The sequence below is a fragment of the Streptomyces sp. YIM 121038 genome, assembly GCF_006088715.1.
In the GTDB taxonomy this organism is placed as follows: domain Bacteria; phylum Actinomycetota; class Actinomycetes; order Streptomycetales; family Streptomycetaceae; genus Streptomyces.
Genome location: NZ_CP030771.1, coordinates 789257 through 803306, shown reverse-complemented (window position 1 = coordinate 803306; position 14050 = coordinate 789257). Strand labels below are relative to the sequence as shown.

The window sequence follows — 14050 nt, the reverse complement described above, 5'->3', positions numbered from 1 at the left end:
GTACCGCTACACCGACCTGTCCAAGGCGTTCCTGTTCCGCGCCGAGGAGCGCCTCAAGCCCCGCTACCCGCACCTGACCACCGGCATCTTCAACGCCGAGCACGCGCCCGGGCCGCAGGGCGTCGACCTCGGCGGCTTCGACGTCGTCGTGGCCACCAACGTCCTGCACGCCACCGCCGACATCTCCCGCACCCTGCGCAACGTCAAGGCGACCCTGCGGGCGGGCGGCCTGCTCTTCCTCAACGAGATGAGCCGCAACACCCTCCTCGCGCACGTCACCTTCGGCCTCCTGGACGGCTGGTGGCTGTACCGGGACGCCGCCCTGCGCATCCCCGGCAGCCCGGTGCTCTCCGCCGAGAGCTGGCGCGAGGTCCTGGAGGACGAGGGGTTCCGCACCGGCGCCCAGCCGGACACCGAGGCCCACGTGCTGGGGCAGATGCTGCTCGTCGCCGAGAGCGACGGCCGGTTCCGCACGGCCGACGGCCCCCGGGGCCGGGCCGCGTCCCGCGCCACCGCCCCCGCGGCCGCCGTGACGGCGCCTCCCGCGGCGCCTCCCGCGGCGGCTTCCGCAGCGCCTTTCGCGGACGACGCGGGCGAGCTGCGCGCCCGTACCGCCGACTACTTCGAGCGGCTGCTGCGCGAGGCCCTGCGCCTGGCCGCCGGGGAGCTCGACCCGGCCAAGGACCTGCACGACTACGGCCTCGACTCCATCCTCGTGTCCGGCATGAACAGCGCCGTGGCCCGGGACTTCGAGGACGTCAGCAGCACCCTGTTCTTCGAACTGCGCACGCTGGACGAGCTCGTGGAGCACTTCGTGGAGCGGCGGCGCCCGGAGCTGAGGGCGCTCTTCGGCCTCGACGCGGCAGCCGCCCGGGACGAACGGGCCGAGACGCCCCAGGCACTCCAGGTGCCTCAAGCCCACCAGATGTCTCAAGCGCCCGAGGTGCCGCAAGCGCCCCAGGCGTCCGCGGCCTCCCTCGCCGACCGGGCCGTCGCGTACGTCACCGGCCTCGTCGCCGAGACGCTCAAGCTCGATCCCGAGCGGCTCGACGCGGACGCCGACCTCTTCGACCTCGGCCTGGACTCCATCCTCGTGGTCCAGCTGAACAACACCCTCGGCCGCGCCTTCGAGGACCTCAGCAGCACGCTCTTCTTCGACCACACGACGGTCCGCGACGTTGCCGCGTACTTCGCGACGACACATGCCGCGCGGCTCGCCGAGGTCCTGGGCACCGCGACGCCCATGGTGCTTCCGACGGAAGACACCCGTCCGGCGACTCGCACCGCCGCGGCGCGGCCTGAGGCCGCGCCGCGGCAGCCCGAGCCGCACTCCGGCGACATCGCCGTCGTGGGCCTCGCCGGGCGCTACCCCGGCGCCGACAGCCCCGCGCGCCTGTGGGAGAACCTGGCCAGGGGCGAGAGCGCGACCGCGCCCTACCCGGCCGACCGCTGGTGGTGCGACTGGCGGGACCGGGAGCGCCCCTGGGGCGGCTTCCTCGGCGACGTGGCCTCCTTCGACGCCGCGTACTTCGGCATCGACGAGCGCGAGGCCGCGGCCATGGACCCGCAGGAGCGGCTGTTCATCGAGACGGCGCACGGCGCCGTGCAGGACGCGGGCTACACGCCCGCCGCGCTCGCCGGGCACGGCAGCGTGGGCGTGTTCGTGGGCGTCATGAACGCCACGTACAACGGCCGTACGGCCTACTCGTCCATCGCCAACCGCACCTCGTACCTCTTCGACTTCCAGGGCCCGAGCGTGGCCGTCGACACGGCGTGCTCCGGGTCGCTCACGGCCCTGCACCTGGCCGTGCAGAGCCTGCTCTCCGGCGACAGCGCCTGCGCGGTGGCGGGCGGCGTCAACCTGCTCCTCGGCACGGACCACTTCGACGTGCTCCAGGAGCACGGCCTGCTGTCGTCCGGCGAGCGGTGCCGCCCCTTCTCCGAACACGCGGACGGGTTCCTCGCCGCGGAGGGCGTCGGCGCCGTGGTGCTGCGGCCGCTGGCCGACGCGGTGGCCGCGGGCGACCACGTCTACGGCGTGATCAAGGGCAGCGCCGTCAACTCCGGCGGCCGCACGAGCCGTTACAGCATGCCGAGCCTGGACGCGCAGCGTGACGTCGTCACCCGCGCCCTGGCCAGGGCCGGGGTCACGCCGGACACGGTCAGCTACGTGGAGGCGCACGGCACGGCGACCCCGCTCGGGGACTCCCTGGAGATCTCCGCGCTCAGCCGCGCCTTCGCCGGTGACCGCCCGGGGCAGTACTGCGCCGTCGGCTCGCTCAAGTCCAACCTGGGCCACTGCGAGAGCGCCTCGGGCGTCGCCGGCCTCACCAAGGTCCTGATGCAGCTGCGCCACCGCGCGCTCGCGCCCTCCATCAACGCCGAGGACCTCAACACCGGCATCGTCTTCAAGCAGTCGCCGTTCCACGTCCAGCGGGAGCTCGCCCCCTGGAACCCGGCCGACGCCGCGGGGCGCCCCGTGCCGCGGCGCGCGGGCATCTCCTGCTTCGGCGCGGGCGGCTCGAACGCACACCTGATCATCGAGGAATACGAGGACATGGCCGACGACGAGGCGCGCTCCATCGAGGCGGCGGCCGACGAGACCTGCCTGGTCCCCCTGTCGGCGCACACGCCCGAGCGGCTGCGCACGGCGGCCGGACGGCTGGCCGCACACCTGCGCGAGGCGGAGCGCGAGGGACGCAGGACGCCGCTGCGCGACATCGCGCACACCCTCCAGACCGGCCGTGACGAGCTGCCGGTGCGCCTGGCGCTCGTCGTCCGCTCCACCGCCGAACTGGCCACCGCGCTGGCGGAGTTCAGCGCCGACGGCGTCGCGGGCCCCGACCGGTACGCCGACCTCACCGACGCGGCCGCGAGCGCCTCGGCGGCGGGCGGCGCGACCGGTGACCCGCACGCGGCGGCACGGAGCTGGCTGACCGGAGCGCGCGTCACCTGGGGCGAGCTGTACACCGGGCACCCGCCGCGCCGCGTCAGCCTGCCGACGTACCCCTTCGCGCGGCGCGACCACTGGTACGCGCCCGCACGGAGCGACCACGCGCGCGCGGAGCCGGTCCGGACCGAGGCCTCCGAGACCGCGCGGCCACAACCCCGCCCCGGGTCGGCCGCCTCCGACGTCCGCGCCTGGCTGCGCGCCGCACTCGCCGAGGAGCTGGACACTGCGCCCCACGAGGTGGCCACCGACCGGGAGTTCACCGCGCTCGGCCTGGCGTCGATGGGCCTGGTGCGCCTCGCCCGGCGGGTGCGGAGCGAGCTCCACGCGGACTTCGCCTCGGCCGCGCTCTTCGAGCACCGGACCGTCGACGCCCTGGCCGCCCACCTCGACGGCGTACGCCCGCGTACGGCTCAGGAGCTCCCGGTGGACGAGCCCGCACAGTTCGTGCCGCACCCGCTCTCCGAAGGGCAGCGGGGCCTGTGGAGCCTCCAGAAGTCCGCGCCCGAGGCGAGCGCGTACAACGTGCCGCTGTGCTTCGAGGTGGCGGACCTCGACCTCCCGGCCCTGCGCGCCGCCTTCGACCGCGTCCGCACCCGCCACCCGCTGCTCACCGCCGTCGTACGGCGGGACGGCGACCGCCTCGTGTTCGCCCGGCCCACGGCCACGCCCGCCGCGGTCACCGAGCACGGGCTGACCGCGACGGACCCCGACGAGGTGCGCGCACGGCTGCGCGCGCACGCCAGGGAACCCTTCGACCTGGAGCACGGCCCGCTGTGCCGGCTGAGCGTCTTCCGCGACGCCCGGGGCACCGGCGCGTGGGTCCTGCTGAACGCCCATCACCTCGTGCTCGACGGCGCCTCCGCCGTCGTGCTCGTGAAGGACCTGCTCGCGGCCTACCGCGGTGCCGCGCTCCCGGCCGACGAGCCCGCCCCGTACGCCGAGTTCGCCGCCGCCGAGGCCGCCCTCCTGGCCGGGGACGACGGCGCGGCCCGGCTCGCCTACTGGCGCGAGCAGCTGGCGGCCCTCCCGCCCGCCACGGCCCTCCCCACGGACCGGCCGCGCTCCGCCCCCGACCAGGGGCGGCACGGCGCGACCGAGGCCGTGCGGCTCCCGGCGGACCTCGGCGACCGCCTCGCGCGGTTCGCCCGCGAGCACGGCGTCTACCCGTCCGCGGTGTTCCTGGCCGCGCACCAGGTCCTGCTGCGCCAGTACGCCCAGCAGGACGACATCGTCGTCGGGATGCCGGTCAGCACCCGGCCGGGCCGCCGCTTCGACGACACCGTCGGCCACTTCGTCACCATGGTGCCGGTCCGGAGCCGGATGTCCGGCGACGCCACGTTCGCCGAGCTGTGCGCGGACGTCCAGGGGACGCTGCTCGACGCCCTCGCGCACGCCTACCCGTTCGGCCCGCTGGTCCGCGAGCTCGGCCCGGGCGCGGCCGACGGCTCCGCGCCCGTGTTCCGCCACGCCTTCATGTACCAGGACTGGCACGAGGACGTCACCGCCGGGACCCCCGGGGTCCGTCACGTCGAGGGCATCCACCAAGAAGGCGAGTACGAACTCGTCCTCGAGGTCATCGCGCCCCACTCCGCCGACGGCGCCCACACCGTCAAGGCGAAGTACGACCCCGCCCTGTTCGACGCCACGACGGTGGACCGGCTGCTGCGCCAGTACGTCCACCTCCTGGAGTCGGCCCCGGCCACCGACCCGCGACGGCGGCTCGACGACTGCTCGGCGGCCTCGCCGCAGGAGCTGCACACGCTCGCCGTGGAGTGGAACGACACCGCCGTCACCCAGCCGGAGCGGTGCGTCCACGAGCTGTTCGCCGACCAGGCGGCCCGCACGCCCGACGCGGTCGCGCTCGTCGCGGGCACCGAGTCCGTGACGTACGCGCGCCTGGACGAACGCACCCGGCAGCTCGCCGCACGCCTTCGCCGGCTCGGCGTGGGCCCCGGCCGTCTCGTCGCCGTCCACCTGGAGCGCTCCGTCGACCTCGTCGTCGCCCTGCTCGCCACGCTGCGCGCCGGCGGCGCCTACATCCCCCTCGACCCGGACTACCCGCAGGACCGGATCGCCCACATCCTCGCCGACGCCGCGCCCGCCGTCCTGCTGAGCCACAGCGCCCTGCGCGGGCGCCTCTCCGACGCGGACCGGTTTGGTCAGCTGCTGCTGCTCGACGACCCGGCCGCCGACCCCGTGGCCGACGCGCCGGACACCGGCTCCGGCGACGCCGCGCCCGGCGGCGAGGACCCCGCCTACGTCATCTACACCTCCGGCAGCACCGGCCTGCCGAAGGGCGTCGTGGTGCCCCACCGGGCGCTCACCAACTTCCTGTGCGCGATGGCGAAGCGGCCGGGCCTCGGCGCGGCCGACCGGGTCCTCGCGGTGACGACGCACAGCTTCGACATCGCCGCCCTGGAGCTCTATCTGCCGCTGGTCACCGGCGCCGAGTGCCACCTCAGCGACCCGGCCACCGCGCGCTCGGGGGACCGGCTCGCCGCGCTGATCGCGCGCGTGCGGCCGACCGTCGTGCAGGCGACCCCCGCGACGTGGACGATGCTGCTGCACGCGGGCTGGACCAACGCCGAGGGCCTGCGCGTGCTGTGCGGCGGCGAGGCGATGTCCGAGACGCTCAAGGAGCGCCTCACCGCGCTCGGCGGCGAGGTGTGGAACCTGTTCGGGCCCACCGAGACCACCGTGTGGTCCACCGTCGCCCGCGTCGAGGCGGACCGCCGCGTCACCATCGGGCACCCCATCGACAACACCCGGATCCACATCCTCGACCGGCGCGGCGCCACGGCCCCGGTCGGCGTGCCGGGCGAGCTGTGCATCGCGGGTGACGGGCTCGCGCTCGGCTACCTCAACAAGCCCGAGCTCACCGCCGAGCGGTTCCCCGCCGACCCCTTCACCCCGGGCGGCAGGCTGTACCGCACGGGCGACCTGGCACGGCGTCTGGCCGACGGCGCCATCGAGTGCCTGGGCCGGATCGACTCCCAGGTCAAGGTGCGCGGCTTCCGCGTCGAGCCGGGCGAGATCGAGCACGCCCTGGCCCGGCACCCCGCCGTGCGCGAGTGCGCCGTCGTCACCAGGGCCGAGCCCGCGACCGGCGCCACCCAGCTCGTCGCGTACTGGACCGGCGGAGCCGCCACCGCGCGCGAGCTGACCGAAGAGCTGCGCCGGACCCTGCCCGCGTACATGGTGCCCGCCTTCGTCCTGCCGGTCGACGCGCTGCCGCAGACCCCCAACGGCAAGGTGGACCGGCTCGCCCTGGCGCGGCGGCCGATCACGCTGCCGGACGGGCCCGCCGCGGAGCGGGACGCGGCCCGGCCGAGCGCCGTCACCACCAGCGGTGCCGTCACGACCGTCCAGGTCAGTGACGTGCTCGCCGTGTGGCGCGACGTGCTCGGCGTCGCCGGGCTGCGCCCCACGGACGCCTTCCTGGACGCGGGCGGCAACTCCGTCCTGGCGGTGGTGCTCGCCGACCGCGTCGCCGAGCGCTTCGGCGTGCCCTTCACGTCGGCGGACGTCTTCGGCTGCGTGCACGCCGCGGGCACGGCCGCCCACCTGGGCGCGGGCCCCGGCACCGAACACCGTCCTGACACCGCGGCCCGCGCCGCGGACACGCCCCGTACCGCACCGGCTTCCCCGGCCGCCCCGGACCTGCCCGCCGGTCTCGACGGCGCCGTCGCCGTCATCGGCGTGTCCGTCGGGCTCCCCGGCGCCGACGACCACCGCGCGTTCTGGCGCAACCTCGTCGCGGGCACGGAGAGCGTCGAGCTGTGCCCGCCGGACGAGCTGCGCCGCCTCGGCGTCGACGAACGCCTGATCCAGGACCCGGCGCACGTGCCCGTCCGCGCGAGCATGCGCGGCAAGGGCCTGTTCGACCACGCCTTCTTCCAGGTCTCCGCGCGCGACGCCGAGCTGATGGACCCGCAGGCGCGCCAGCTGCTCCAGCACGCCTGGAAGGCCGTCGAGGACGCCGCGTACCTGCCCGAGGACATCGCCGACGCGGCGGTGTACATGTCCACCGCCAACTCCCTCTACCAGGCGCCCGTCACCGGCCCCGGCGCCCGCCGCGACTCCGAGGCCCTCGTCGGCTTCCTCCAGGCCCAGCCCGGCAGCGTGCCGACGACCGTGTCGCACCGGCTCGGCCTGCGCGGCCCCAGCCTGTTCGTGCACAGCAACTGCTCGTCGTCGCTCGCCGGTCTCGCCCTGGCCTGCCAGGGCATCCAGTCGGGCCAGACCACGCACGCCCTGGTCGGCGGCTGCGCGATGTACGGCGAGGAGACCGTCGGCTACCTCTACGAGGAGGGCATGACGCTGTCGCCCGACGGGCACTGCAAGCCCTTCGCGGCGGACGCCCGCGGCATGGTCGGCGGCGAGGGAGCCGTCGTCGTCCTCCTGAAGGACGCCCGCGCGGCCGTGCGCGACGGCGACCACATCCACGCGCTCGTGCGCGGCGTCGGCATGAACAACGACGGCGCCCGCAAGGCGGGTTACTACGCGCCGAGCCGCACCGGGCAGAGCGAGCTGATCACCTCCGTCCTCGACCGCGCCGGGGTGCGCGCCGACTCCGTCCGCTATCTGGAGGCCCACGGCACCGGCACCGTCATCGGCGACCCCGTCGAGGTCAACGCCGTGTCCGAGGCGTTCCGGCGCCACACCGGTGCCACCGGCTTCTGCGGCATCGGCTCGGTGAAGGCGAACCTGGGCCACCTCGACGCGGCGGCGGGCCTCGCGGGCCTCGTCAAGTCCGCCCTCGTCCTGAGCCACCGCACGGTGCCGCCGACCATCAACCACACGGCACCCAACCCGCAGATCGACTTCGCGAACTCCCCGTTCTACGTGGTGGACCGGCTCACCCCGCTGCCGCCCTCGGACGTGCCGCTGCGCGCCGCCGTCAGCTCCTTCGGCATCGGCGGCACGAACGTCCACGCCGTCCTCGAAGAGGCCCCGCCGCGCGCGGGCCACGGGACGCCGCTGCCCGGGCCCCACCTCGTCCCGCTGTCGGCACGGACCCCCGACGCCCTGCGGCGCTACGCCCGCGACCTGGCGCGCCACCTCACCGACGAGCCGGAGACGCCGGACCTCGCCGACGTCGCCTTCACCTTCCAGGCCGGGCGCACCGCCATGGCCTGCCGGGCGGCGTTCACGGCGGAGACCGTGGCCGAACTCGTCACGGCCCTGGAGGACTTCGCCGAGCGCGCGGCGGCACCCGCGCGGACGCCCGCCGTCCTCGGCGTCCTCGACGAGGAGGACCGCCGCACCCTGGTGGGCCAGTGGCTCGCCGAGCGCAGGCTCGACAAGGTGGCCCGCCTGTGGGAGGCGGGCGAGCCCGTCGACTGGCGGCAGCTCCACGCGGACGGGCCGCGCCCGCGCCGCCTGAGCCTGCCCGCCTACCCGTTCGACGGGCAGCACTTCTGGCTGCGCGCGGAGCGGCGGGACCCGACGGAGGAGCGCGCGGCCGACGCCGTCGCCCCCCACCTGTTCGAGGAGCGCTGGGTGGCGCGCGAGGCCACGGCGGTCGCGGACACCGGAGCCCGGCGCGTGGTCGTCGCCTTCCTGTCCGACCCCGCGGCCCAGGACGCCTACCGGGCCGCGACGCTCCGGCACGCGCCCGGCACCCGCCTCGTGTTCCTCGCCGGGGCCGGCACCCCGCAGCCCGCGCGGCCCGGGGCGGCCGATCCGTCGGTGCACCGCGTCGACCCCGCCGACGAGCAGGCCCTGACGCGGGCGCTCACCGCCGTCGCCGAGGCCCACGGCCCCCTCGACGCCGTCCACTACCTGTGGCCCACCGAGCGCGCGGACGGCCGTCCGCCGCTGCGTGAACTGGCCGACGTCGGCGCGCTCGTGCGGGCCGTGGCCGCCACCGGCCGCCCCGTCCCCGACGTCCTCGTCGCGGGCCACTTCGACGACGCCGTGGGCCAGGCGGCCCTCGACGCCCTGATCGGCTACGAGCGCTCCCTGTCCGGGCCGCTGCCCGGCACCGCGCTGCGCGTCGTGCTGCACGAGGGCGCGGCGCCCGCGAGCCGCTGGGCGGAACTGCTCCTGACCGAGCAGCACCAGGAGCGGCGGGCCGCCGCCCTGTACCGGGGCGGACAGCGCCACGTCTGCGAGGTGCGGAGCCTGCCCGGCACCCCCGCACCCGCCCCGGCCGCCCTGCGCGAGGGCGGCACCTATCTGATCACCGGCGCCTTCGGCGGCCTCGGCCGCCGCGTCGCCGAGCACCTGGCCCGCGCCTACCGCGCGAACCTCGTCCTGCTCGGCCGCTCGCCGCTCAGCCCCGCCGACGAGACCTGGGCCGCGGGGCTCGGCGAGCACGGCGGCACGGTCGTGTGCCGCCGCGCCGACGTCACCGACGAGGACGCCCTGGTCGAGGCGCTCAGCACCCTGCCGCCCGCGCTGCGCGCCATCGACGGCGTCGTGCACGCCGCGGGGACGGCACAGCGGCTCGCCGTGACGGACGCGACCCGCGAGGCCGCGCTGCGCGTCCTCGCCGCCAAGGTGGACGGCACGCTCGCCCTCGAACGGGCCCTGGCCCGCACCCGGGCCGGGCGCGCCGCGGAGTTCGTCTGCCTCTTCTCGTCCAGCTCCGCGACCCTCGGCGACTTCGGCAGCTGCGACTACGCGGTCGCCAACCGCTTCCAGTCGGCGTACGCGCGCGCCCTCGCCGAGCGCGGCGAGCGACGGCTGCTCGCCGTCGCCTGGCCGCTGTGGGAGGACGGCGGGATGGGCGCGGCCGCCCAGCGCGCGGCCGACCACGACCACGTCACCGCCTACTTGGCCGCCAGCGGTCAGCGGCCGCTGACCGCCGACACCGCGCTCGCCGTCCTCGAACGGCTGCTCGCGGAGCGGTCGGGACCGGCCGCGCCCCTGGTCCTGCACGCGTCCGCCGAGCGGGCCGGGGCCCTGGCCGAGCGGGCGGTCGCACCCGCGCCGCGCCGCACGCAGCCGACGGCCTCCGCACAGGGCGCGGCCTCCGCACAAGGCGCGGCCGCCGCGCGGGAGTCGGCCTCCGCGGGGGAGCCGTCCGTGGCGGGGGAGCCGGCCTTCGCGCGGGAGTCGGCCGAGGCGCACGACCGGCGTCGCGCGGCCCTGGCCGACGCGGTCCGCGAGGTCGTCGCGCACGTCCTGAAGTCGCCCGTGGACGAGCTCGACGACGACAGCGGCTTCCACGACCTGGGCCTGGACTCCATCCGCCTCACCCAGCTCGCCCACCGGCTCGCCGAGCGCCTCGGCACACCGCTCCAGCCGACGGTCCTGTACGACCACCCGTCCGTACGGCGCCTGACCGATCACCTGGTGCACGACACGGGGGTCCGGCTTCCCGAGCCGGTCGAGCCGGTCGAGCCGGTCGAGTCGGCGGGACCGGTGGAGCAGGCCGGGCAAGCCGGGCAGGTCGAGCGGGCCGGGTCGGCCGAGCCCGTCGCGGTCCCGGCGGATTCCGCGGCCCGGCGGCCCGCCGCCGACGCCCTCGCCGTCATCGGCATGAGCGGCATCTTCCCCGGCTGCCGCGACGTGGACGCCTTCTGGGCCGCGCTCGCCGACGGCAAGGACCTCGTCCGCGAGCTGCCGCCCGTCCGCTTCGGCGCGGCGCCGGTGGCGCCGCGGGACGAGGACGCGCCGGAGCCCTACCGGTGGATGGGCAGCATCGACTGGGCGGACGAGTTCGACGCCGCGTTCTTCGAGATCGCCCCGAAGGAGGCCCGCGCGCTCGACCCGCGCCAGCGCCACCTCCTCCAGGAGTGCTGGAAGGCGCTGGAGGACGCCGCCCTCGGCGCCCAGGAGCTGGAGGGCCTGACGGTCGGCGTGTTCGTCGGCGTGGAGCAGGGCGACTACCAGCTCCTCGACGGCGCGGGCGGCAACCTCACCTCGCACCACGACGGCGTCCTCGCCGCGCGCCTGTCGTACTTCCTCGACCTGAAGGGGCCCGTCCTCGCGGTCAACACCTCCTGCTCCTCGGGCCTGGTGGCCCTCCACCAGGCGCGCACGAGCCTGCTCCAGGGGGAGTGCGACATCGCCGTCGTCGCGGCGGCGAACTTCGTCCTGACCCCGCAGGCGCTCGCCGCCATGAGCGACGCGGGCATGCTGTCGGCCTCCGGCAAGTGCGCCACGTTCGACCAGGACGCCGACGGCATGGTCCCCGGCGAGGCGGTCACGGCCCTGGTCCTCCGCCCGCTGGCGGAGGCGGAGGCCGCGGGCGACCCCGTGCACAGCGTCATCGCGGCCAGCGGCCTCAACTACGACGGCCGGACCAACGGCATCACCGCCCCCTCGGGCGACGCCCAGCGCGCCCTCCTGGAGTCCGTGTACGAGCGGGGCGGCATCGACCCGGCGGACATCGGCTACGTCGTGACCCACGGCACCGCCACGAAGCTCGGCGACCCGGTCGAGGTGGGCGCGCTGCACGCGGCCTTCGCCCGGCACACGGACGAGCGCGGGTTCTGCGCCCTCACCTCGACCAAGCCCAACGTCGGCCACACCTTCGCGGCCTCCGGCCTGGTCGGCCTGATCTGTCTGTCGGAGGCGCTGCGCCACCGCGCCATCCCGCCCAGCCTGCACTGCGAGCGCGACAACGAGTACATCGACTGGAGCGCGAGCCCCTTCTACGTCAACAAGGCCACGAAGGAGTGGCCCGCCCCGCGGCACGGCCACCGGACGGGCGCGGTCAGCGCGTTCGGCATGAGCGGCACCAACGCCCACGTGGTCGTACGGGAGTACACCGGCCGGCCGGTCACGACCGGCCCGGCCCGGTCCGCCTACCTCCTACCGGTCTCCGCCAAGACGGAGGCGGCCCTGGAGGAGATCGTCGACGGTCTGCTCGACCGGATCGCGAGCGGCGCCCTGACGGACGCGGACCTGCCCCGGCTCAGCGCCACGCTCCTGACCGGACGCCACCACTTCCGCTACCGGTACGCGCTGGTCGTGGGCTCCCTCGACGAGGCCGCCGCGCTCTGGCGCGCCCGGCGCCGTGCGCGGACCGCTCCGGCCGGTGCCTGCTTCGAGGGCGTCGTGCCGCGCGGCTTCACCGCGTCGGCGCAGGACGCCGACCGGCTCCGGGCCGCGGCCGACACCGCCCGGGACACCGGGCTCGACCCGGCGGCGCGGCGCGCCGCCCTCGTCGAGGTCGCGCGCGGCTACGTCGCGGGGCACACCGTCCCGACCGCCGTAGCCCGGCCCGACGGACACCCCGTGCCGCGCCTGCGGCTGCCCGCCTACCCGTTCGCGCGGAACCGCTACTGGGTGCGCGCCGAGCAGCCCGCCCAGGCCGCCGCCGTGCCCGCGGCGGAGCCGGAGCACACCCCCGCGCGGTCCGTGGTGGAGCCCCGCAAGCCCGTGGTCCTGCGGAACTTGGCGGACATACCGCACCGAATCGATGCCGACGCCTCTCCCGCCGCCGCGAGGCCGCGGGTGTCCCTGGCGCCGCTGACGCCCGGGTCTCCCGCGTCTCCTCTGGCCGTACCGGCGCCCGAGGCCGCCCCGGCGCGCCCCGTCACCCGTGACCACGACGTCCTCGATGACCTCAAGGCGGCGGCCGCCCTCGACTTCGGCGGGATGGTCGCGACCCTGAACCGCACCGGCGTGATGGTCGAGCGGCTGATCCCGTACTCCGAGGAGTTCGCCGCGTACGCGGGGGACAGCGGCGGGGAGGCCCTCGACCTGGGCTGTGCGTACGGCGTGGCGAGCATCGCCGCCCTGGAGCGCGGGGCCCGCGTCGTGGCGCTCGACATGGAGCAGAAGCACCTGGACATCCTCGGCCAGCGCGTCAACGACGAGGCCAGGGAGCGCCTGTCCCTGCGCCAGGGCATGCTGCCCGACGTCGACTTCGAGGCCGGGCGGTTCACCGCCGTGCACGCCAGCCGCGTGATGCACTTCCTCGCCCCGGACGACTTCCGGCTCACGCTGCGCAAGATGTACGACTGGCTGGCGCCGGGCGGCAAGGTCTTCCTCAGCTCGGACTCGCCGTACTTCGGCTACTGGGCGCCCAAGGCCGCCGACTACGAGGCTCGCAAGGCCGCGGGGGACCCGTGGCCCGGCTACATCGACGACGTCGCCGCGCACTTCGAGGCGGCCCACGTCGTCGGCGGTCCGCCGCTGATCAACGCCATCGACCCCGACGTGTTCCGCAGGGAGTGCGAGGCCGCCGGGCTCGTCGTGGAGCGGGCCGGGTTCTTCGGCGCCGTGGGCGTGGACCGGGAGTCCTACGGCGCGCCCGCCCCCGACATGGAGCACGTGGGCGTCATCGCCCGCAAACCGGATGAATCGGCTACTCCGCCCGCCGCCACGGCCACGTCGGCCGACGGCAACCGCATCCACTACCGGGTGCGCGGCGACGGGCCGACGGCCTTGGTCCTCATCCACGGCCTCGGCTGCGACGCCTCGTACTGGGACCGCCAGCTGGAGCACTTCGCGGACCGGTACACCGTGATCGCCCCGGACCTCGCAGGGCACGGCGGCTCGGGCAGGTCGCGGCGGCGGTGGACCGTCGAGGCGTTCGCCGAGGACGTCGTGGCCGTCGTCGAGCAGGAGGGCCTGGACGACGTGGTCCTCGTCGGCCACTCCCTCGGCGGGCCCGTGATGCTGGCCGCCGAGCGGCTCCTGGGGGGCCGGGTCCGCGGCCTGGTCGGCGTCGACACGCTGCACAACTTGGAGCCCAAGGCGCTCTCCGCCGAGCAGCTCGACCGGTTCGTGCGCACCTTCAGCGAGCAGCCGGTCCAGGCGCGGGAGCTGTTCCTCGACGGCGCCCGCGACGACCTCGTCGCCCTGGTGGCGCGCACCCGCGAGGAGACCGGGGCGGCCGTGGTCTCCGCCGCGTTCCGCGAGATGCTCACCTACCTCCAGGACGTGCCCAAGCACGTCGACGCGCCGCTCGTACTGATCAACTCGACGTCCTGGATGCCGACGAACCTGACCGCCGCGCGCCGCTACGGCGTCGAGGTGGAACTGGTCGACGGCGTCGGGCACTTCGTGATGCTGGAGGCGCCGCTCACCTTCAACGCCACGCTGCGGCGCCATCTGGAGCAGATCGCTCCGGGCGTCGCCGCAGGTCAGAACGGCAGCGAGCCCGGAGCCCCGGTGGAAGGGGCCGATTCCTGA

At 75.7% G+C, this 14050-nt stretch carries 1 protein-coding gene (only partly in view); it reads left to right on the top strand.

Annotated elements, in window-relative coordinates; genetic code table 11:
* Positions 1 to 14050: the 3' portion of a non-ribosomal peptide synthetase gene (locus C9F11_RS03330; protein WP_138957830.1), read on the top strand. 8210 nt of this gene lie to the left of the window's left edge; only the last 14050 of its 22260 coding nucleotides appear in the window; the start codon falls outside the window, past its left edge; its stop codon occupies positions 14048 to 14050.